This window comes from Nonomuraea sp. NPDC049655, from assembly GCF_044465465.1.
GTDB lineage: Bacteria > Actinomycetota > Actinomycetes > Streptosporangiales > Streptosporangiaceae > Nonomuraea.
This window is the reverse complement of sequence record NZ_JBITLS010000021.1, coordinates 27,970-47,717: the sequence shown is the minus strand read 5'-3', so window position 1 is coordinate 47,717 and position 19,748 is coordinate 27,970. Positions and strand designations below refer to the sequence as shown.

The 19,748-nt window shown below is 74.6% G+C and carries 23 protein-coding genes; 14 read left to right on the top strand and 9 right to left on the bottom strand.

Annotated elements, in window-relative coordinates:
• Nucleotides 1-262 precede the first annotated feature (262 nt).
• The gene (locus ACIBQ6_RS46795) at nucleotides 263-688 is read right to left on the bottom strand and encodes a hypothetical protein (RefSeq protein WP_397219114.1); all 426 of its coding nucleotides are present in this window, start codon (nucleotides 686-688) and stop codon (nucleotides 263-265) included.
• A 159-nt stretch (nucleotides 689-847) separates the two neighbouring features.
• On the opposite strand from ACIBQ6_RS46795, the gene ACIBQ6_RS46790 reads away from it, so the two are divergent.
• The 6 genes from ACIBQ6_RS46790 (at nucleotide 848) to ACIBQ6_RS46765 (ending at nucleotide 6,212) form a co-directional block, all read left to right on the top strand.
• Nucleotides 848-1,510, top strand: coding sequence for a DUF998 domain-containing protein (locus tag ACIBQ6_RS46790; RefSeq protein WP_397219113.1), 663 nt, complete (start codon nucleotides 848-850; stop codon nucleotides 1,508-1,510).
• Between the two features lie 40 nt (nucleotides 1,511-1,550).
• Nucleotides 1,551-1,922: a YciI family protein gene (locus tag ACIBQ6_RS46785; protein ID WP_358299488.1), complete on the top strand. Its 372-nt coding sequence runs from the start codon at nucleotides 1,551-1,553 to the stop codon at nucleotides 1,920-1,922.
• Nucleotides 1,919-3,157, top strand: a complete 1,239-nt coding sequence (locus ACIBQ6_RS46780) for an RNA polymerase sigma factor (protein WP_397219112.1) — start codon at nucleotides 1,919-1,921, stop codon at nucleotides 3,155-3,157. Before ACIBQ6_RS46785 ends, ACIBQ6_RS46780 begins: the two co-directional genes overlap by 4 nt.
• Before the next feature lie 113 nt (nucleotides 3,158-3,270).
• Nucleotides 3,271-4,395 (top strand): winged helix DNA-binding domain-containing protein, encoded by a 1,125-nt coding sequence (locus ACIBQ6_RS46775; RefSeq protein ID WP_358299494.1) that lies wholly within the window; start codon nucleotides 3,271-3,273, stop codon nucleotides 4,393-4,395.
• Between the two features lie 63 nt (nucleotides 4,396-4,458).
• The gene (locus ACIBQ6_RS46770; protein ID WP_397219111.1) at nucleotides 4,459-5,085 is read left to right on the top strand and encodes a transcriptional regulator; all 627 of its coding nucleotides are present in this window, start codon (nucleotides 4,459-4,461) and stop codon (nucleotides 5,083-5,085) included.
• Nucleotides 5,082-6,212, top strand: coding sequence for an aminotransferase class I/II-fold pyridoxal phosphate-dependent enzyme (locus ACIBQ6_RS46765; protein WP_397219110.1), 1,131 nt, complete (start codon nucleotides 5,082-5,084; stop codon nucleotides 6,210-6,212). The genes ACIBQ6_RS46770 and ACIBQ6_RS46765 overlap by 4 nt, the downstream gene beginning before the upstream one ends.
• On the opposite strand, the gene ACIBQ6_RS46760 is transcribed toward ACIBQ6_RS46765, so the two are convergent.
• The 4 genes from ACIBQ6_RS46760 to ACIBQ6_RS46745 all read right to left on the bottom strand — a co-directional run bounded on the left by ACIBQ6_RS46760 (nucleotide 6,199) and on the right by ACIBQ6_RS46745 (nucleotide 8,797).
• Entirely contained in the window at nucleotides 6,199-7,008 is an 810-nt protein-coding gene (locus ACIBQ6_RS46760; RefSeq protein ID WP_358299503.1) for a TetR/AcrR family transcriptional regulator C-terminal domain-containing protein, read from the bottom strand. The two genes, ACIBQ6_RS46765 and ACIBQ6_RS46760, sit on opposite strands and share 14 nt — an antisense overlap.
• Before the next feature lie 126 nt (nucleotides 7,009-7,134).
• Nucleotides 7,135-7,488 carry a hypothetical protein gene (locus ACIBQ6_RS46755; protein WP_358299506.1) on the bottom strand — a complete coding sequence of 118 codons (354 nt, stop codon included), beginning with the start codon at nucleotides 7,486-7,488 and terminating at the stop codon, nucleotides 7,135-7,137.
• Nucleotides 7,489-7,698: 210 nt separating this feature from the next.
• The gene (locus tag ACIBQ6_RS46750) at nucleotides 7,699-8,334 is read right to left on the bottom strand and encodes a GNAT family N-acetyltransferase (RefSeq protein ID WP_397219109.1); all 636 of its coding nucleotides are present in this window, start codon (nucleotides 8,332-8,334) and stop codon (nucleotides 7,699-7,701) included.
• A 73-nt stretch (nucleotides 8,335-8,407) separates the two neighbouring features.
• The gene (locus ACIBQ6_RS46745; RefSeq protein WP_352328115.1) at nucleotides 8,408-8,797 is read right to left on the bottom strand and encodes a MerR family transcriptional regulator; all 390 of its coding nucleotides are present in this window, start codon (nucleotides 8,795-8,797) and stop codon (nucleotides 8,408-8,410) included.
• Between the two features lie 53 nt (nucleotides 8,798-8,850).
• On the opposite strand from ACIBQ6_RS46745, the gene ACIBQ6_RS46740 reads away from it, so the two are divergent.
• Nucleotides 8,851-10,155 carry an MFS transporter gene (locus ACIBQ6_RS46740; protein WP_397219108.1) on the top strand — a complete coding sequence of 435 codons (1,305 nt, stop codon included), beginning with the start codon at nucleotides 8,851-8,853 and terminating at the stop codon, nucleotides 10,153-10,155.
• Here the strand turns inward: ACIBQ6_RS46740 and ACIBQ6_RS46735 are convergent.
• Nucleotides 10,079-11,515 carry an LLM class flavin-dependent oxidoreductase gene (locus tag ACIBQ6_RS46735; protein WP_397219107.1) on the bottom strand — a complete coding sequence of 479 codons (1,437 nt, stop codon included), beginning with the start codon at nucleotides 11,513-11,515 and terminating at the stop codon, nucleotides 10,079-10,081. The genes ACIBQ6_RS46740 and ACIBQ6_RS46735 overlap by 77 nt on opposite strands.
• Before the next feature lie 93 nt (nucleotides 11,516-11,608).
• Between ACIBQ6_RS46735 and ACIBQ6_RS46730 the strand changes: the two genes are divergently transcribed.
• Nucleotides 11,609-12,079 carry a MarR family transcriptional regulator gene (locus tag ACIBQ6_RS46730; RefSeq protein WP_358299520.1) on the top strand — a complete coding sequence of 157 codons (471 nt, stop codon included), beginning with the start codon at nucleotides 11,609-11,611 and terminating at the stop codon, nucleotides 12,077-12,079.
• 23 nt (nucleotides 12,080-12,102) lie between these two features.
• Here the strand turns inward: ACIBQ6_RS46730 and ACIBQ6_RS46725 are convergent, their stop codons facing one another.
• The gene (locus ACIBQ6_RS46725; protein ID WP_397219106.1) at nucleotides 12,103-12,948 is read right to left on the bottom strand and encodes an alpha/beta fold hydrolase; all 846 of its coding nucleotides are present in this window, start codon (nucleotides 12,946-12,948) and stop codon (nucleotides 12,103-12,105) included.
• A 59-nt stretch (nucleotides 12,949-13,007) separates the two neighbouring features.
• Complete coding sequence (locus tag ACIBQ6_RS46720) at nucleotides 13,008-13,967, bottom strand: DsbA family protein (RefSeq protein ID WP_397219105.1); 960 nt, start codon at nucleotides 13,965-13,967, stop codon at nucleotides 13,008-13,010.
• Between the two features lie 57 nt (nucleotides 13,968-14,024).
• Between ACIBQ6_RS46720 and ACIBQ6_RS46715 the strand changes: the two genes are divergently transcribed.
• From ACIBQ6_RS46715 to ACIBQ6_RS46690, 6 genes are all read left to right on the top strand, one after another.
• Nucleotides 14,025-14,588 carry a TetR/AcrR family transcriptional regulator gene (locus tag ACIBQ6_RS46715; protein WP_397219104.1) on the top strand — a complete coding sequence of 188 codons (564 nt, stop codon included), beginning with the start codon at nucleotides 14,025-14,027 and terminating at the stop codon, nucleotides 14,586-14,588.
• 136 nt (nucleotides 14,589-14,724) lie between these two features.
• Nucleotides 14,725-15,699 carry a small ribosomal subunit Rsm22 family protein gene (locus tag ACIBQ6_RS46710; RefSeq protein ID WP_397219103.1) on the top strand — a complete coding sequence of 325 codons (975 nt, stop codon included), beginning with the start codon at nucleotides 14,725-14,727 and terminating at the stop codon, nucleotides 15,697-15,699.
• A 27-nt stretch (nucleotides 15,700-15,726) separates the two neighbouring features.
• Entirely contained in the window at nucleotides 15,727-16,494 is a 768-nt protein-coding gene (locus tag ACIBQ6_RS46705) for a GNAT family N-acetyltransferase (protein WP_358299534.1), read from the top strand.
• A 44-nt stretch (nucleotides 16,495-16,538) separates the two neighbouring features.
• On the top strand, nucleotides 16,539-17,411 hold the full coding sequence (locus tag ACIBQ6_RS46700; RefSeq protein WP_397219102.1) for a pentapeptide repeat-containing protein: 873 nt from the start codon (nucleotides 16,539-16,541) through the stop codon (nucleotides 17,409-17,411).
• 23 nt (nucleotides 17,412-17,434) lie between these two features.
• Nucleotides 17,435-17,914, top strand: coding sequence for an Rrf2 family transcriptional regulator (locus ACIBQ6_RS46695; RefSeq protein ID WP_358299540.1), 480 nt, complete (start codon nucleotides 17,435-17,437; stop codon nucleotides 17,912-17,914).
• A gap of 44 nt (nucleotides 17,915-17,958) precedes the next feature.
• Entirely contained in the window at nucleotides 17,959-19,194 is a 1,236-nt protein-coding gene (locus tag ACIBQ6_RS46690; protein WP_397219101.1) for an MFS transporter, read from the top strand.
• Between the two features lie 8 nt (nucleotides 19,195-19,202).
• Here the strand turns inward: ACIBQ6_RS46690 and ACIBQ6_RS46685 are convergent, their stop codons facing one another.
• Nucleotides 19,203-19,700 carry a MarR family transcriptional regulator gene (locus tag ACIBQ6_RS46685; RefSeq protein ID WP_358299545.1) on the bottom strand — a complete coding sequence of 166 codons (498 nt, stop codon included), beginning with the start codon at nucleotides 19,698-19,700 and terminating at the stop codon, nucleotides 19,203-19,205.
• Nucleotides 19,701-19,748: the final 48 nt, after the last annotated feature.

Here is a 19,748-nt window from a genome sequence, read left to right as displayed (position 1 = left end):
AACCCCTCAGACGAAGGCGATCACGCCAAGGTCACGTTTCATCCGACCAATTCACTCCAGAAGGCTCGTGGTGCACCGAAAATCGCGTTTTGTCCCCCAGATGATCGGATCTCTCCGGTCGTGCCTGAGCAGGTTGCCCGCGGCGTCCGAGGCGCTGACCGCGCGAGCGCCCGCGATGGCCGACGAGCAGCCACGCGGGCGGAAGGCGGCGGCGGGCCGTTCAGGACGGCTCGCCGCCACCGTGGGCTTCCCCGGCCGGGCGTCAGACGCGCGTCGAGGTGGAGGCGTACCCGCCGCCGCCGGGGTAGACCCACTCGCCGGTGAGCATGGTGCCCTCGGCGTCGAAGGTGCCCGCGTAGTAGGCCGGGCCGCCCTTGGCCCCGGCCCAGATGGTCAGCCGGTCGCCGTCCAGCTCGTAGACGTAGTCGAAGGTGTTGCCCGCCGAGTCGTAGTAGCGGGACACCACGTCCGCCCCGGTCGGCTCGCCGAACGGGCGCAGGTTGCCGATCACCTCGATGCCGGTGACCGGCTCGCCGAACTGGGTGAGCTCGACGTGCTGGACGAGGAAGAACCGTCCGGGCAGCCACTCGTAGCGCACGGTCCCCTCGGCGCCGCCGGTTACCTTCCAGGTGCCGACCAGCCGGTCCAGGGCCTTCAGGTCGGGGCTGGGCTGCTGGGTCTCGATCATGTCGTCCTCCTCTGTGGGTTGTTTCACCGGTACCTCGGAGCCCCCTGCCGGGCTTTGACACGAGATCGCTGTGACGTGAATCACACTCGATCGGCGTCAAGAAGGCCGATCCGGGTCCGAGGTAGCGAGCGGGAAACCCACCGACAAAGGAGGACGTTCATGACCACCACCACCGCCACCGGCGTCCCCGTCCGCAGGAGCGCCCGGACGTCCGGACGCCTGCTGCTGGCCGGGGCGCTGGCCGGGCCGATCTTCTTCGCCTCGGCGACCACGCAGATGCTCACCCGTGAGGGCTTCGACATCACCCGGCACCCCATCAGCCAGCTGTCCACCGGCGACCTGGGGTGGATCCAGATCCTCACCTTCGTCCTCGCGGGGACGGGGGCGCTGGCGCTGGCCGTCGGCGTCAGGCGCACGCTCACCGAAGGGATCGGGCGGCGGGCGCTGCCGATCCTGGTGGGCGTGTTCGGCGCGGGGCTGGTGGCGGCCGGGGTCTTCACCATGGACCCCGAGAAGGGCTTCCCGGCGGGGACCCCTGAGGGACCGGTCGCGCAGATGTCCTGGCACGGCATCGCGCACTCCGCCGCCGCCGCCGTGGCCTTCACCGCGCTGGCCGTCGCGGCCGTCGTGATGAGCGTCCGGTGCGCCCGCCGCCGGTCGGCGCCGCCCGCCGTGCCGGGCGCCGTGCTGAGCGCCGTCGCCGCGCTGGTGCTCCTCGTGCCGATGTCGCCCGACCGCATGAGCGTCCAGATCGCCGTGAACGGCCTGGTCGCCTTCACCTGGACGACCGTCCTCGCGGTGTCGCTGCGGCGTGCCGCCTGAGGCGAACGTAGAATCGGCTGCCACGATCAAGGGATTCACCATGAAATACCTGCTGCTCGGCTACACCCCGGCCGCCGCGTGGGACGCCGCCACCGCCGACGTCCCCTCCGAGGAGGCGCTGGCCGCCTTCGCGACCTACCAGAAGCTGGAGCAGGAGCTGATCGCCTCCGGCGAGTTCGTCGGCAGCGAGGGCCTGGGACACCCGGCGGTCAGCACCACCGTCCACCGCGACGGTGACAAGGTGGTCGCCACCGACGGTCCCTTCGCCGAGCTCAAGGAGGTCCTGGCCAGCTTCGCCGTGATCGACGTGACCGGCAAGGAACGGGCCGTCGAGATCGCCGCGCGCATCGTCGAGGCGCTCGGCGAACCGATCGAGATCCGCCCGATCATGGGTGCGGACTTCGGGGCGTGAACCGCGAGCTGGAGCACCTGCTGCGCACGGAGGCGCCGCAGGTGCTCGGCGCGCTGGTCCGCCGCTTCGGCCGGTTCGACATCGCCGAGGACGCGGTGCAGGAGGCGCTGCTGACCGCCGGGCGTACCTGGCCGGTCGAGGGCGTCCCGGAGAACCCGCGCAGCTGGCTGATCCGCGTCGGATACCGGCGCATGGTGGACCTGCTCCGCTCCGACCAGGCCCGCCACCGCCGCGAGCTGCGGGCCGGAGTGGCCGACCTGGCCATGCAGGAACCCGGGCGCCGGGCGAACCCCGCGGCCGAGAGCGACGACAGCCTGACCCTGCTGCTGCTGTGCTGCCATCCCGCGCTCGACCCCACCTCCCAGGTGGCGCTCACGCTGCGCGCGGTCGGCGGCCTGACCACCGCCGAGATCGCGCACGCCCACGGCACGACCGAGCCCACCATGGGCGCCCGGATCAGCCGCGCCAAACAACGGCTGGCCCGCGCCGGAGCCCGCTTCACACCGCCCACCGACGCCGACCGCGACAGCCGCGTGAGCGCTGTGATGCGGGTGCTCTATCTGATCTTCAACGAGGGCTACACCGCCACCGCCGGCGACCGGCTCGCCCGGGTCGACCTGACCCGCGAGGCCATCCGGCTGACCCGCATGCTGCACGCCGCGCTCGGCGACGACGCCGAGGTGACCGGCCTGCTGGCGCTGATGCTGCTCACCGAGTCCAGGCGCGCAGCCCGTACGGACGGCGGCGACCTGGTCCCCCTGGACGAGCAGGACCGCACCCGGTGGGACCGCGACCTGATCGCCGAGGGCACCGCGCTCATCGACGGCGTCTGGAACCGCGGCCGGACGGGCCCCTACCAGCTCCAGGCCGCGATCGCCGCCGTGCACTCCGCGGCCGCCGCGCCCGACCGGACCGACTGGGCCCAGATCGCCATGCTGTACGTGTGGCTCGAACGGCTCACTCCCACCGCGCCGGTCCAGCTCAGCCGGGTGGTGGCGGTGGCCCACGCCTACGGACCGGCCCGCGGCCTGGCGCTCCTGGACGACCTCAACCGCCGCCACCACCTGGACCGGCACCCGCTCACCAGGCAACGTGAGCACGCGGTCCGCGCCCACCTGCTCCAGATGACCGGCGACACCGCGCGGGCCGCCGCGCTCTACCGTCAGGCCGCCGGCCTGACCGCGAACCAGGTCGAGCAGCGCTACCTGCTCGGCAAGGCCGGCGATCTCAGCTGACCGGCCCCCGCGCCGGCACCGTGGGCGGATCGCCGGGGTGACACCCGCCGTAGCGGAACGAACCTTTCCGCCTGTCCCTCTACGGTGAGGGCGAACGCACCGAGGAGGAATTCGTGATCGAACTGTCGTGGCCGCAGGTCAGCGCGCGCCGTCTGGAGCGGGCGCACCTGGCCGCCCCCGCCGCCGACAAGGGCCAGGCCGCCGTCGTGGCCGCCATGTGCGGGGCGCACGCCCAGGTCATGTCGGCGGCCGAGCTCTCGATCGGCCTGCGGCTCGACGGCGTCACCCGCGCCCACGTGCGCGAGGCGTTGTGGGACGAGGGGACCCTGGTCAAGACGCACGGGCCGCGCGGAACCGTGCACCTGCTGCCGGCGGACGACCTGCCCATGTGGCTGGGCGCCCTGTCGTCGCTGCCCCCGGGGCCCGGCGGGGCCGAGGGCGTCCGGCTGACGGCGGAGCAGACCGACCAGGTCGTCCAGGCCGTCCGCGACGTGCTGGCCGGGGCCGACATGACGATCGACGAGCTGAGCGACGCGGTCGTGGCGGCCACCGGGCCGTGGGCGGGCGACCTGGTCATGCCCGCGTTCCAGGGCATGTGGCCGCGCTGGCGGCAGGCGATGCACACCGCGGCGCACCGCGGGGCGTTCGTGTTCGGGCCGGTCAGAGGGCGCAAGGTCACCTACCGCGCCGCGCCGGCCGCGCCCGTGCCGCCGGACGCTCGGGCCGGCCTGGTCAGGGCCTACCTGGCCGCGTACGGGCCGGCCACCCCGGCGCAGTTCGCCCAGTGGGTCGGCGCGACGGTGCGGTGGGCGGCCGAGGCGTTCGCGACGGTGGAGACCGAGGAGGTGTCGTTCGACGGGCGTCCGGCCCGGGTGCTGGCGGGGGACACGACGGTGCCGGACGAGCCGCCGCGCGGCGTGCGCCTGCTGCCGTACTTCGACGCCTACCTGATCGCGGGCCGGCCGCGCGAGCTGCTCTACCCCGGTCCGGCCTGGCAGCGGGCGCTGTCCGGGGGGCAGGCGGGCACCTTCCCCGTGCTGCTGGTGGACGGCGAGGTGCGCGGGGTCTGGCACCAGCGGCGCTCCGGCAGCCGGATCGACGTCACGGTGGAACTGCTGTCCGGCCTGACCGCCGCCCAGCGCGGCGAGCTCGACGAGCAGGTGGAACGGGTGGGAGAGATCCTGGAGGGCCGGCCGCGCCTGACCCTCGGCCCGGTCACGGTGGGCGCGCACGCCTGAGCTCGGGGAACGCGCATCGGCCCAGGCTGGACAAAGCGTCCGAATTGGACATAGCATCCGGGCGTGACGAACACGGATGAGCGCGTGCGGCTGTGGTCGCCGGTGTGCGAGGCGGTGGCCGCGCTGCTGGCCCCGTACGCCGAGGTGGTCCTGCACGACGTCCGCGGCGACCGGGTCCTGGGCGTGTGGAACCCGATGTCCGGGCGCGGCCCCGGCGCCCCGTCGCTGCTCGGCGAGCTCGACCGGCTCGACCCCTCGCCCAACGGCGTCTACGGGCCCTACGAGAAGCTGCTGGCCGACGGGCGGCGGCTGTCGTCGGTGAGCGCCGTGCTGCGCGACCCCGGCGGCGAGCCGTCCGCCGTGCTCTGCGTGAACCTCGACCGCACCCCACTGGAGCAGGCCGCGGCGCTGCTGGCCGCGTTCGCCGCGCCGTCGGCGCCGCGTCCGGAGGGGCTGTTCGAGCAGGACTGGACCGAGCGCGTGCGGCAGATCGTCGGCGCCTACGTCCGCGAGCACGGCCGGCCGGTGGAGCGGCTGACCCGCGAGGACCGCCTCGCCGTGCTGGCCGAGCTGGACCAGGCCGGGGTCTTCACCGTCCGGCGGGCGTCGTCCGTCGTCGCGGGGGCGTTGCGGACGTCCCGCTCCACCCTCTACGCCCTGCTCGCCGAGCTCAGGAGGAGCCGACCGTGACCCCGCTTCCCGACTTCCGGCTGGAGGTCTACTTCTCCCGCTGGGAGTTCACCGCCCGCCACCACCTGGCCGCCTCCGACGCGCAGACCATGACCATGGCCGAGCTGCTCGCCCTGGCCGGCGACGACGACAGGCACGCCTGGGAGACGCTGTCCCTCGGCTACACCGAGACCTTCGGCGACCCGGGGCTGCGTCAGGCCGTCGCGGACACCTACGAGCGCGTCGGCGCGGACGACGTGGTCGTCTTCGCGGGCGCCCAGGAAGCCCTGTACCTGGCCATGCAGGTGCTGCTCGGCCCCGGCGACCACGCCGTGGTGGTCACGCCGTGCTACCAGTCCGCCGAGACGGTGCCGATGGCGTTGTGCGAGGTCACCGGCGTCGCGCTCGACCCGGCCCGCGCCTGGGCCCTCGACCTCGACGCCGTGGAGGCCGCGATCCGGCCGAACACCCGCGTGGTGTCGGTCAACTTCCCCAACAACCCGACGGGCAAGGTCATCGGCGCGGCCGACCTCGCCCGGCTGGCCGCGCTGTGCGAGGAGCGCGGCATCCACCTGTTCAGCGACGAGGTCTACCGCGGCCTGGAGCTCGACCCCGCCCGCACGCTGCCGCAGGCCGCCGACCTGTCGCCGGCGGCGCTCTCGCTGAACGTCACCTCCAAGTCCCTCGGCATGCCCGGCCTGCGCATCGGCTGGATCGCCTGCCGCGACCGCGAGCTGCGCGCCCGCCTCGAACGCGCCAAGCACTACACGACCATCTGCAACTCCGCGCCCAGCGAGCTCCTCGCCCGCATCGCCATCAAGGCCCGGGACCGCATCCTGGAGCGCAACCGCGGGATCATCGCCGCCAACCTGCCGCGCTTCGAGACGTTCTTCGGCGAGTTCGGCGACCTGTTCGAATGGCGGGCGCCCGACGGCGGCTGCGTCACCTTCCCCCGCTACCTGGGGCCGGACGGCGTCGAGGCGTTCTGCGCCGAGCTGGTCGAGCAGGCCGGCGTGCTGCTGCTGCCCGCGGGCGTCTACCGCTCGGAGCTCACGTCCACGCCGGACGACCGGTTCCGCCTCGGCGTGGGCCGCGCCGACCCCGAGCCGGGCCTGGAAGCCTGGGCGTCCTTCCTCAAGGGGCGCTGACCGGCCCGGCGTGCGGGCCGGTCCGCTCGACGGCGGCCTGCACGCCGTCGAGCAGCACGGTGAGCCCGACCGTGAACGCCTCGTTCACCTGGTGTTCCAGGTACGGCTCGCCCTCGCCGGGGACGCTGCCCTCGCTCTCGATCCAGGCCACCATGGGGAAGCGGGCCGGGAAGCCCGGCGCGACCTCCTCCAGCAGCTGGGAGCGGGTGTGCCACCACTCCTCGTCCGACACGCCGGTGGCCGACGGGGCCTGCCGGGACTCGGCGACCGTCCGGGCCGCGCCGCGGACGAAGTCGAACAGCAGTGACACCACGCCGCGCAGCGCGGGCGGGCGCAGGCCGGTCTCACGCAGGATCGCGACCAGGCTCTCCAGCAGCGCGAACTCGTTGGGGCCCAGCACCGGACGGGCCTGCGACACCTGGAGCACCCAGGGATGGCGCTGGTAGAAGTGCCACAGATGCCCGGCCCACGCGGTGACCGCCGCCCGCCAGCCCCCGGCCAGGTCGTGGGCGGTGGGCAGCTCGCCCAGGGCCTTGTCGTACATGAGGTCCACCAGCTCGCCCTTGCTGGGGACGTAGGTGTAGAGCGCCATGCCGGTACGGCCGAGCCGTTCGCCGACCTTGCGCATGGACAGCGCGGCCATGCCCTCGGCGTCGGCGACGGCGATGGCGGCGTCGACGATCAGGTCCACGCTCAGGCCCGGCTTGGGGCCGGGACGCGACTCGCCCGGCTCCTCGGTCCGCCACAACAACGCCATCGAACGGCGCGCGTCCCCCTGCCCGGCGAAGACGACCACGGTACGACTCTCCTCTGCCCCGGATCTCTTTACGGCAGAAGATATCAGCGCTCTGAGTGGCAGGGCGGGGGCGTGCGTCGATCCCGGCGCCCCGCGGGGGCGCCGGGATCGAGGTGGGTGAGGGCGTCAGCCCCCGACGCCGACCCCCGCGCCGGGGCCGTAGCCGTGGCCGATCCAGTTGCCGTTGCCGCTGCCCGGCCAGTTGTGGCGGCCGTGGTCGTGCTTCCAGCCCCATTCGTCGTCGTCGGAGTCGTGCCCGTGCTCGCCGCCCTTGCAGGCGTCGGCGTCACGGGTGCCGGCGAACCGGCCGTACTTCGTGACGTGGTGGTACGTGGAGTCGTCGTTCGTTCCGAGGCTGCAGTTGTCCGGGTGCCAGTGCCTCTCGTCGGACCAGGCGTCCGCGGCGGCCACGCCGGCCATGCTGAACACCGCGGCCGCGACGAGCAGTGCACCGCCGGCGGCGATGAGGTTACCTCTCATGAGCTCCCCCTGTAATCACGAAGTGACATCGGCCATCACTATACGTAGCGATCTTGGACGCCCTCCGCAGCGCCACACCCGGTTTCCCCCAACAGCGGGCCCCCTACCAGCAAACTCCCGGACACCGGCAACCCCGGCCTGGCAAGGGCGGACGGGCCTTCCGCACGGCGTTCCGGCGCAAGCGGACGCCGGGCGCGCGACGCCTCCGAGTCAGCCGTTCTCCGGAACGAGCAGCACCTCGGCCCCCATCGGCAGATAGCCCGCGGCCAGGAAGGCCCGTACGCTCGCGGCGTTGCCCGGCGCGATCTGCGCCCACAGCGGGCCGGGCGTCAGGTGCCTGGCCGCCGCGGCCAGCGACCTGCCGAGCCCGCGCCCGCGGTGCTCGGGCTCCACCTCGACGGCCGCCTCCCAGCGGCCCGCCACTCCGCGGCCCAGCGTGACCAGGCCGGCGCCGTCGCCGGTGACCCACACGCGCACGGCGTCCCGGTAGCGGCGGGCCCGGACGACGCGCGGATGGTCGCCGGCGGTGAGCTCCTCCAGCGGGAGCGGGGGCGGCCCGGGGGCGGGGGCGGCCAGCGCCAGCAGGTCGAGGTTGCCGGTCCGCCTGCCGGTCGCGGCCTCCATCGCCGTCAGGAACGCCGGCATGAGCGGCGCCGACAGGTCGCCGGCGGGCAGCAGGGCGTGCACCCGAGCCGGATCGACGTCCGCGAAGACCACCGTGTGGGCGGTGAAGGCGATGATCCCCGCGTCGCGCTCCGACGGCTGGGGGAGGACGGTCACGCTGCCGTCGGGGGCGGGCGGGCGGCCCGCCGCCGCGTCCGAGAGAAGGTCGGCCAGGGTCTCCATGCCCTCATTCCAGCAGACCGGATGCGCAGCGGAACGATCAGCCCGAGGCCGGACTCCCGTCCCTGCGGAACGGTCACTCCGAGGGTGCGCCCCCGTCCGCCGCGGACCGTACGGCGGCCAGGTAGGCGTGGATGGCGTCCCGGTTGCGGGACAGGCAGTCGATGCGCTGCTGGATGCGGCCCGCCTCCGCCCGCAGCAGCTCGGCCAGTTCCGGCGTCAGGCACTCCGGATGCAGGTGGATCTCGTCGGGCTTGTTCAGGAACGGCAGGATGCGGCGGATGATCTCCGTGGTGAGCCCGGAGTCGAGCAGGCCGCGGATCTGCTGGACCCGGTACACCGCCGACTCGGGATAGTCCCGGTAGCCGTTGACGGCGCGGTCGGGGTGCAGCAGATCCTGCTCCTCGTAGTAACGCAGCATGCGCGTCGGCACGCCCGTACGCTGGGACAATTGTCCGATCTTCATGCTTCCCTCGGGATTTGCCTTCACACTGATGTGAAGGTTTCAGCATAGGCGGCATGTCTCCTGCGAAACTCCCGTGGGCGGGGCTGCTCGCGCTGTTCACGGCGGCGTTCACGGCCGTCATGACCGAACTCCTCCCGGCGGGCCTGCTGCCGCAGCTCTCCGCCGCCCTCGGCGTGCCGGAGGGGACGGCCGGGTTCCTCGTGACCGCCTACGCGGTCGCCTCCTTCCTGGCCGCGATCCCGCTCACCGCGTTGCTGCGCGGGCTGCCCAGGCGGCAGGTGCTGGTGGCCGCGCTGCTCGGTTTCGCGCTGCTCAACGCGGTCACGGCGGTGTCGTCGTCGTACGCGGTGACGTTCGCGGCGCGGGTGGGCGCGGGGGCGATGGGCGGCATCCTGTGGGCCATGCTCGTCGGGTACGCCGCCCGCATGGTTCCCGCCGAGCGCCGCGGCAGGGCCATCGCGATCGTCTCGGCCGGGATCACGGTGGCGCTGTGCGCGGGCATCCCGGCCGGGACGCAGCTCGCGGCGGCCGTCGGATGGCGGGCGGCGTTCGGGTCGCTGTCGGCGGTGGCGGTGGTCCTGGTGGGCTGGGTCCTGTGGAAGGTGCCGCCCTTCCCCGGCGAACCGGCGGCGCGGCGGGTGCCGTTGCGGCAGGTCGCGGTCGTGCCCGGCGTCAGGACCGTGTTGTCGGTGACGGCGCTGGTGCTGCTGGGGCACCAGGCGATGTACACGTACCTGGCGCTGTTCGCGGAGCAGGCCGGGTTCGGCCGTCCGGGGACCGTGCTGCTGGTGTTCGGCGTGGCCACGGTGGCGGGCATCTGGGTGGTCGGCGCGGTGATCGACAGGCGGCCGCGGGCGACCCTGCTCGTGGCGCTGGCCGCGGTGGCCGCGTCCATGACGGCCCTCGGTCTGTACGCCGGGTCCGCCGGGGTGCTGCTGGGCGCGGTCGCGTTGTGGGGCGCGGCGTTCGGGGGAGCGCCGACGCTGCTGCAGACCGCGCTGGTCATCGCCTCGGGGCCGGAGCACGCCGACGTGGCCACGTCGATGCAGACCACCGTCTACAACGCGGGCATCGCGGCCGGGTCGCTCACCGGCGGGCTGGTGCTGGAGGGCGCTGGGGCGGGCGCGCTGCCCTGGACCGCCCTCCCGGTGGCGCTCGCCGCCCTCGCGGTCGTGGCCGCCGCCCGCCGGCACGCCTTCCCGGCCCCCGGCGGCACGGCCCCTGGTGACCTGGCCCCCGGCGACCCTGTTGCCGGCAGCCGGGCCGCCGGAACGGGCGCCGCTAGAAGCCGTGCCTCGACAGCGGCGGCACCAGCTCCCGCTCCTCGTACGACAGGTGGGACAGCAGCGCGTCGCTGAGCAGGTCGACGGCGGCGCGCAGGTCGCCCAGGCCGCCGGGCTCGCCGACGAAGGCGACCAGAGTCCGGTCCACCCGTTCGATGATCTTGTGGATCGCCTCGTGCTCCTCCTGCAGCCGGTCCAGGACGGGCGCGAGCCCCGGCTCGGCGCGGCGCAGCTTCGGGAAGACCATGCTGTCCTCCCCGGTGTGGTGCATGGTGACGAGCCTGCAGTACGACTCGCAGTACGCCCCCAGCGTCCAGTTGTTCTGCCGCATCGTCATGGTCGCGATCTGCGAACGGGCCGCGCCCGCGTCGATCGTGCCGGCGGCCACCTGCTCGACGAGGTCGCGGAGCTGGGCCAGCTCGGCGCGCAGGTGGTCGTGCACGTCCACGAGGTGCTGCCCGGCGGCCTGCTCCGCCGGGGTGTACCGGCGGCCGGGGTCGGGGTCGGGCGCGGTGGGCCTGGTGGCCTCGTCCCAGACCTGGATCGCGGCGCGGGTCCCGGCGCGGTTGGCCGGTTCCGGCGACTGTCCGCGTCCGGCGGCGACCAGCTCCCGTACGGCCGGGGCGGTCTCGGCGGCGAAGCGCTCGATCTCGCGCGGATCGCCGGACATGAGGATGAAGACGCTCACCCCGTGGACGAGCGCGAGCTCGGCGAGCTGCGCGGCGGGCAGCGGACCGCCCAGGTTGAGCAGCCGCCGCACGTCGGACGGCGACCGACCGGCCTCCAGCGCGGCCTCGTCGATGACGGCGTTGCCCTCGCCCAGGGCGGCGACGTCCTGGAAGCGGGGGAGCGAGGGCAGCCAGCCGTCGGCCAGCCGCCCGGTGAGCCGGAGCATGCGCGGCTTGTACGCCCCGAGCCAGATCCCGATGTCGTGGGCCGGTCGCGGGCCGCGCTTGAGCCCGTCCACCCGGTAGTGCTCGCCGCGGTGATGGATGCCGCCGCGCGTGCCGATGTCCCAGACCGCGCGGATGATCCCGATGCCCTCCTCCAGCGCGGCCACGGCCTCGGACGGGGTGTGCCGGGGGCCGCCCATGGCCCCGATGGCGTCCCAGTAGCCGCCCGCGCCGAGCGCCAGCTCGAACCGTCCGTGGCTGAGCAGGTCGAGACTGGCCGCCGCCTGGGCGAGCACGGCCGGCGGGCGCAGCGGCAGCGGGTGCACGTTGCCGGCCAGCCGGATGCGCTCGGTGCGCGCGGCGACGAAGCTGAGCAGCGTCCAGGTGTCGAGGAGGGCGGGCTGGTAGGGGTGGTCCTGGAAGGTCACCAGGTCCAGCCCGGCGCGCTCGGCGAGCTGGGCGAGGGCCACGACCTCGTCCGCCTGCCCGGCGGCCGGGACGAGGTTGGCGCTGAACTGCAGGTCGTGACCGTAGTCGGGCATGAGGGGCTCACCCATTGGTTGGTTGTGCGAACTGTTGGTGTCGCGAAGTAAATTTAGTTCGTGCCGCCAACTACTGTCAATTACACTGGTCGCATGGTCGCCACCGAAGCCCCGGGTCTGAGCCTCACCGAGGCGCTCGTCCGCCTGGCGCACCTGGTCGAGCAGGTCTACGGCGAGGTCAGCAGGGAGCACGACCTGACCCCGCAGCAGGCCCAGCTCCTGTGCCTGCTGGTCGGCGGGCCCATCGGGATGACCGGCCTGACCCGGGCGCTGCACCTGGAGAAGTCGAGCCTGACCGGGCTCGTCGACCGCGCCGAGAAACGCGGGCTGGTGGCCCGGGTGCGCGACGCGCGTGACCGCCGCGCCTGCCTGATCGAGCTGACCCCGGCGGGCGCGGAGATCGCGGTGCGCGCCCACGACGGGGTGGCGGCCCGCCTGGAGACGCTGGCCGCCGGCCTGCCCGCGCGCCACCGCGACCTGCTGGCCGCGGCCATCGGGGAGATCCTGACCGAGGACACCGCCCGCACCGGCCGCGCCTGGGGCCGCCTGGAGCCCGGCCGCTGAGACGGCCGCTGGTCAGGGGGGCGTCAGGGGCGGGGGAAGACCTCCGCCAAGAACGACGTCAACGCCGCCGTCACCTCTTCGGGGCGTTCGAGGGGCGCCAAGTGGCCGGTCTCGGGCAGGTCGAGGCGGCGCGCGCCCGGAATGCCCGCCGCCAGGATGTCCGACACCTCCTGGATGCCCGGCACGTCCGACAAGCCGTTGATCACCAGCGTGGGCGCGGCGACCTCGCGCAGCCGCCCCGCGGCCGGCGGGGACAGGAACCGCTCCGACGACCTGGGCCCGGTCCAGGACCGCTGGAACACCAGGGCGCACATCTCCACCGCCGCCTCCCACACCGCGCCGGGCAGCGCGTCGCGGCCGCGGCCGGGCCCGGCGACCTGCCAGGCCGTGTGCGCCTCGGCCATCGCCCGCACGTCACGCGGATCGACGCCGGTCGCCCCGCCCTCGCGGTAGCGGGCCAGCCGGTCGGCGGGCACCGAGGTGTGCACGCGTTCGCGGGCCTGCGCCAGCATCTCCGGCGGCCACTGATGTCCGGCCAGGCCGGAGCCGACCAACGCCAGGGCCGCCACCCGGCCGGGCGCGGCCAGGGCGGCCTCCACGGCGTACGCGCCGCCCATCGAGCAGCCGACCAGCGCCGCCCGCCCGACCTCCAGCGTGTCCATCAGCTCCAGCAGGTCTTCGTGGTGGCACACCTCGCCCTCGGCGTCGCCGGACCCGCCGTGGCCGCGCCGGTCGTAGCGGATCACCCGATGACGCCGCGACAGCGCCGCGAACTGGTGCTCCCACATGCGCCGATCGGCCACCCCGGCATGGACCAGCACGACGGCGTCGCCCGACGCGGGCCCGGCCTGGTCAAAGGCGATCGTCATCCCCGCAACCTACTCCCGCGGGGGTGCGGGAGAAGGTCGCGTTCGCCGCGGGCTCAGCGTCAGGCGTAGTCGGGGGTCATGACGGCGGCCAGGGTCAGGTGCGGGGCGGCCTCCTCCGGGCGGCCCTGGCGGTGCAGGGTGCGGCCGAGGAGGTGGCGGGCGTAGGAGTCGTCGGGCGCCTCGGCGACCAGGCTCTCCAGGGCCGTGCGCGCCCGGCCGAGCTGGGCCGAGGCGAAGTACGCGCGGGCCGCCAGCAGCCGCACCCCGCGATCCGTGCCGTGCTCGTCGAGCAGCGGGCGCAGCAGCGTGAGCGCGCCGAGCGGGTCGCGCTGGTCGAGCAGCGACTCGGCGTGGCGCAGGCGCTCCACCTCGGCGGGCAGCCGCCGGACCGGGTGAGCGGCGGCGTCGGCCAGGAAGTCCCTGATCACGTCCGGCGGCTGGGCCCCGGCCAGGGCGCGGCCGCCCGCCACGATGGTCGGCGACGTGCGCACGCCCTTGGCCTTGCCCGTGAGCAGCAGCTCGCGCACCAGGCCGGCGCCCCTGCCGTCCCACGGCACGCCGGTCTCGGCGGCGATCGCCGACAACACGGCCGGGTCGCCGATGTCGAGGGTCTCGACGAAGTGGGCCGACAGGACCCGGCCGACCACGGCAGACTGCAGCGCCGCGCCGCCCGTCTCGTACGCCACGGCGATCAGCCGGTGCGCCTCCAGCGTGTTGGGGTGCCAGGCCGCGCCCCACTGCTGCCCGAGCCCTTCGTCGGCGGCGATGCCGGCCACCCGCAGCCGGTTGTCGGCCGGGGACAGGCCGGGCGAGCAGACCTGGAGCGCCTCCTCGACCATGGGGTCGCTCAGCACCTCGGCCAGCGGCTCGGCCTTCGCCGGCGCCGACGGATCGATCTGGAACGGCCGCCAGACCACCTCGACCGGCTCGCCCTCCCAGGAGGCGAGGGCCTTCTCCAGCCGCCGCTTCCCGATGTGGGCCCATCCGCAGACCATGTCCGCCCAGACTTCGATTCGCATGACGGGCAATTTATGCGACAACTGTCGATTAGTCAACATGTGTCGTATAGTGGCGGCGTGAACCCGGATGATCCACGGGCGCGGCGTACCCGCGCCCGTCTCAAGGCCGCCGTGCTGGACCTGGCCGCCCGGCAGGAAGTGGGCAGCATCACCATGTCGGCGCTGGCCCAGCACGCCGAGGTCAACCGCGCCACGATCTACCTGCACTATCCGGACGTCGACGCGCTGGTCACCGACGCCATGGAGGACGCCGTCACCGCCGTGGCGCGGGCGGCCGCCCTGTGCCCGCTCGACGCCCCCCGCGACCGGCCGCCGGCCCCGCTGGCGGAGCTGTTCGACCACGTGGCCGCCAACGCCACCCTGTACGAGCGCATGCTGGGCGGCCAGGGCAGCGCCCGCTTCGCCGCCCGGATGCGCGAGCGGCTCACCGAGGAGCTGACCGGCCGCTTCGCCACCGGCAGCCGCCCGGCGGGGTTCGAGGACGTGCCCGCCGACGTGCACGCCGCCTTCCTGGCCGGGGCGCTCATCGGCGTGATCACGCACTGGGTGTGCGGCGGCCGCCGCGACGCCGCCGCGGCCCAGTCGTTCTGGCGCCTGTTCCGGCCCCCGGCCCCCGGCTGAGCTCCGCCGCCGCAGCGCGCCGCCCGCTTGGTACGCTGCGTCGCGACATCGCCGGACAGGTCAGAGGCGTCGTTCCTCGCCTGGCAGCGGTCGCCCGCCCCGTCCCCGACCCCGACCCGACCGCCAGGACCACACGATGACCATGCTTCCCGACGAGCTCAGGACCGCCCTGGACTCGGCCCTGGCCCGCTTCGCGCCGCACGACCTGTCCCGCGCGACGGAACAGCTCACCGAGCGCTACCGCACCGGCCCGTCCGCCGCCGCGCCGCACCTGCGCACTCCGGCCGACATCGCGGCCTACGCCGCCTACCGCATGCCCGCCACGTACGCCGCCGCGGGCACCGCCATGCGCATGGCCGCCACGATGACCCCGGGCTTCGCGCCGCGGACGCAGCTCGACGTGGGCGGCGGCACCGGCGCGGCGGTCTGGGCGGCCGGGCCGGTCTGGCCCTCGCTGGAGCGGGTCACCGTCGTCGAGCACGACCCGCAGATCATCGAGCTCGGCCGGCGGCTGGCCAGGACCGCGCCCGTCCGCGACGTCACCTGGCGGCGCGCCTCGATCGACCCGGGGCTCGACCGGCCCGCCGCCGACCTGGTCACCATGTCGTACGCCCTGAACGAGCTGCCCGCGCAGCGGCACGCCGACGTCGTGCGCTGGCTGGCCGCGGACGCGACGATGGTGATCGTCATCGAGCCCGGCACCCCCGCCGGATACGCCAACATCGTCACCGCCCGGGAGACGCTGACCGGGTGCGGCCTGACCGTCGTCGCCCCCTGCCCGCACGACGGCCCGTGCCCGATCCGGCCGGGCCGTGACTGGTGCCACTTCTCCGTACGCCTGCCGCGCACCACCCTGCACCGCCGCGTCAAGTCGGGCACCCTCGGCTTCGAGGACGAGAAGTTCTCCTACGTGGCCGCCGTGCGGGGGGAGTGGCCGCGGGCGGCGGCACGCGTCCTGCGCCACCCGCAGAAGCGCAAGGGCCTGGTGTCGCTGCGCCTGTGCACCGCCGAGGAGGGCGTGCGCGACGTGGTCGTCTCCAAGCGGCAGGGCGAGCTGTACCGGCTGGCCCGCGACGTCGACTGGGGCGACGACTGGCCGGCCGCCGAGTGACCCGGCCGGGGCGGTAGGGTCGGCCGAATGGATCATGCTGAGGTGCTGGCGCTGTTCGACCGGCAGATGCGGCGGGAGGCGCGCCCCGACGGGCCGGACGTCAGGGTCGAGCGGGACGCCGACGTCGTCCGCCAGGTCGGCCCGCCGCACGCGTGGAACGGCGTCCTGTGGTCCGGCCTCGACGAGGGCAGCGCCGACGCGGCCGTCGCCCGCCAGGTGCGCTTCTTCGGCGACCTCGGCCTGGGCTTCGAGTGGAAGCTGTACGCCCACGACCGGCCCGCCGACCTGGCCGACCGGCTCCTGGCCGCCGGGTTCGCCGCCGAACCGGCCGAGACCGTGATGGTGGCCCGGGTCGCCGACCTCGACACCGAGGTGCAGCCCCCCGACGGCGTGAGCCTGGTGCCGGTCACCGACGCGGCGGGCGTGCAGGCGCTGGTCGAGGTGCACGAGCTGGCCTTCGGCGCCGACGGCGGCCGGCTGCGCGACCACCTGCTGGCCCGCCTGTCCGACGACACCGTCGTCCCCGTCCTCGCGGTGGCGGACGGGCGGGCGGTCAGCGCGGCCCGGCTCGACCTGTCCCCGGGCACGAGCTTCGCCGGGTTGTGGGGCGGCGGCACCGTGCCGGGCTGGCGGGGGCGCGGGCTCTACCGGGCGCTGGTCGCCTGGCGGGCCCGGCGGGCCGCCGCGCGCGGCTACGACTACCTCCAGGTCGACGCCTCCGACCAGAGCCGGCCGATCCTGCTCGGGCTCGGGTTCGTCCCGCTGACCACGACCACGCCGTACGTGCGGGACTGACCTCGCCGGTACCCTGGGCACACCCCGTCGTGACAAGGAGAGCGTTGCCCGAGAGGACCCCGCGCGAGCTCGGCCTGCTGGCCGACTGCGAGAGCTGTTTCGGCCTGTGCTGCGTGGCCCTGCCGTTCGCCGCCTCCGCCGACTTCGCCGTCGCCAAGGACGCCGGCCGCCCCTGCGTCAACCTGCGCGACGACTTCCGCTGCGGCATCCACGCCCAGCTCCGGGAGCGCGGCTTCCCCGGCTGCACCGTCTTCGACTGCTTCGGCGCCGGGCAGAAGGTCTCCCAGGTCACCTTCGAGGGCCGCGACTGGCGTGCCGCGCCTGAGACGTCCGGGCAGATGTTCGCCGTGTTCCCGGTCATGCGGCAGCTCCACGAGCTGCTGTGGTACCTCGCCGAGGCGCTGACCCTCGACGCCGCCGCGGAGATCGCCCCCGAGCTGCGGGCGGCGTACGAGGAGACCGAGCGCCTGACCCGCGAGAGCCCCGAAGTCCTGCAGCGGCTCGACGTGGCCGCCCACCGGGGTGAGGTCAACACGCTGCTGCTGCGTACGAGCGAGCTGGTCAGGGCCGGTCGGCGGGGCAGGGAGCACCGCGGCGCCGACCTGATCGGCGCCAACCTCAAGGGCGCCGACCTGCGCGCGGCCAACCTGCGCGGCGCCTACCTCATCGGCGCGAACCTGCGCGGGGCCGACCTGCGCCTGGCCGACCTGATCGGCGCCGACCTGCGGGGCGCCGACCTGTCCGGGGCCGACCTCACCGGCTGCGTCTTCCTCACCCAGGCCCAGGTCAACGCCGCCAAGGGCACCCCCGCCACGAAACTGCCCGCCGCGCTGACCCGTCCCGCCCACTGGACGGCCGCCGCCGGGCCGGAGCCGCGCGCCCGGCGCGGCAGGCAGGGCCGCCGCGGCCGACCTTAAAGGGACATGTAGTATCCCCTTTCATGCGCATGGGTGAAGGCGTCGAGTGGGGGCTCCACTGCTGTCTGGTGCTGGCGTGGCTGGAGGACGAGGCCCCGCTGCCCACCGGGCGGCTGGCGGCGCTGTTCGAGCTGCCGCCCGTCTATCTCAAGAAGCGGCTCCAGGCGCTGGTCCGCGCGGGCGTCCTGGCCTCGGTGCCGGGCGCGCAGGGCGGGTTCAGGCTGGCCAGGCCGCCCGCCCGGATCACGCTCATGGACGTCGTCGCCGCGGTCGAGGGCCCCGACGAGGCGTTCAGGTGCACCGAGATCCGGCAGCGCGGCGCGGGGGCCGAGGCGCCCGCCCGCGAGTTCGCGCATCCGTGCGGGGTCGCGGCGGCCATGCGCCGGGCCGAGCTCGCCTGGCGGCGCGAGCTGGCCGCCCAGACGGTCGCCGACCTCATGGACGCGGCTCCGGCCAACGCCCCCGACCGCGCGCGCCGTCACTACGAACGCCTTCGCGGCTGAATTCGACCCCGCCCGTGGGGCGCACACGTGGAAGGAGAATCGGGATGTTGAATGTCCCGAATAAGACGGAGTCCCGGGGCCTCGCCCCGACGCTGGTGCTGGCGCTCGGTACGTTCGCCGTGGGCACGGACGCCTTCGTGGTGGCCGGGTTCCTGCCGGACCTGGCCGCGTCGCTGGAGGTCACCGAGGGGGCGGCCGGGCAGTCGGTGACGGTGTTCGCCGTCGCGTACGCGCTGTCGTCGCCCGTGCTGGCCACCGTCGCCGCGCGGGTCCCGCGGCGGGCGCTGCTGGTGACGGCGCTGGTCGTGCTCGGGCTGGCCAACCTGGGGTCGGCGCTGGCGCCGTCGTTCCCCGTGCTGGTGGTCAGCCGGGTGCTGGCGGCGGCCGGGGCGGCGGCGTACACGCCGGGCGCGGGCGCGGTGGCGGCCGTCCTGGTGCGGCCCGAGCTGCGGGCGCGGGCGCTGGCCGTGGTGGTGGGCGGGCTGACGGTCGCGACGGCGCTCGGCGTGCCGCTCGGCGACCTGGCCGGCGAACGGCTCGGCTGGCGGTACGCGCTGGGGGCGGTGGCCGTGGCCTGCCTGGCGGTCGCCGCCGGGGTGTACGCGATCATGCCGGTGCTGCCGGGCGCGCCCCGGGTGCCGCTGCGCGCCCGGCTGGAGGTGCTGAGGCGGCCGGCGGTGACGGCCATCCTGCCGCTCACCGTGCTCGGGATGGCGGGCAGCTACACGGTGTACGCCTACAGCGTGCCCGCCCTGCGCGCGGTGGGCGTGGAGGGGACGGCGGGCATGCTGTTCCTGTACGGGCTCGGCGCCGTCCTCGGCAACCTGGCCGCCGGGTACGCCACCGACCGGTGGGGCGCGCACCGGGTGCTGCCGGTCGCGTACCTGGTCATGGCCGTCAGTCTGGGGCTGCTCGGCTGGATGGCCGCGGCCGGCCCGGCGGGTGGCCCTGCGGTCGGCGCGGCGGCCGGTGTTGCGGCCGGACCTGCGGTCGGCACTGTGGCGCTGGTCGGTGTGCTGGTGCTGGCGTGGGGGGCGAGCAGTTGGTGCCAGACGCCGCCGCAGCAGCACCGGCTCATCGCCGCCGCGCCCGGGGAGGCGCCGCTGGTGGTCTCGCTCAACTCCTCGGCGATCTACGCGGGGATCGGCGCGGGCACGCTGCTCGGCGGGCTCACGCTGCCGTCGGGCGCGGCCCTCACGTACGCGACCGGCGCGGCGCTGGCGGCCGCCGCCCTGCTGTTCGCCCTGGCCACCAGATCCGCGGGCGGCGCCCCCGAGTGACCCACGCGTCAGGAAGTGTGGTCGCCGAGGGATTCGAGCAGGTCGCGCAGGGTGGCGGCCAGCTCGTCGCGTCGTTGCCCGGTGAGCGCCGACAACATCCGTTGCTCGGTCGCCAGATGGTCGGGCAGCGCGCGGTCGATCAGCGCGAGCCCCTCGGCGGTGAGCGTCACGTGCACGCCGCGCCCGTCGGAGTCGCTGGGCGTGCGCCGCACCAGCCCCCGCGACTCCAGCCGGTCGAGCCGCTGGGTGACGGCCCCGGAGGTGACCATGGACGCGCGCATCAGGGCGGCGGGGGTCAGGCGGTGGGGCGGTTCGCTGCGCCGCAACGTGGCCAGCACGTCGAACGAGGCCCGGTCGAGCCCGTGCCCGGCGAACGTACGGCCCAGCTCGGCCTCGATGAGCCGGGACAGCCGTGACAGCCGCCCGATCACCGCCATGGGGGAGACGTCCAGGTCAGGGCGCTGCGCGTGCCACTGCCTGAGGATGTAGTCGACCTGGTCAGCCACCCTCGCAGCCTACAAGTGTCTTAGCGGTGAGGAAAATCACCTGGCCGG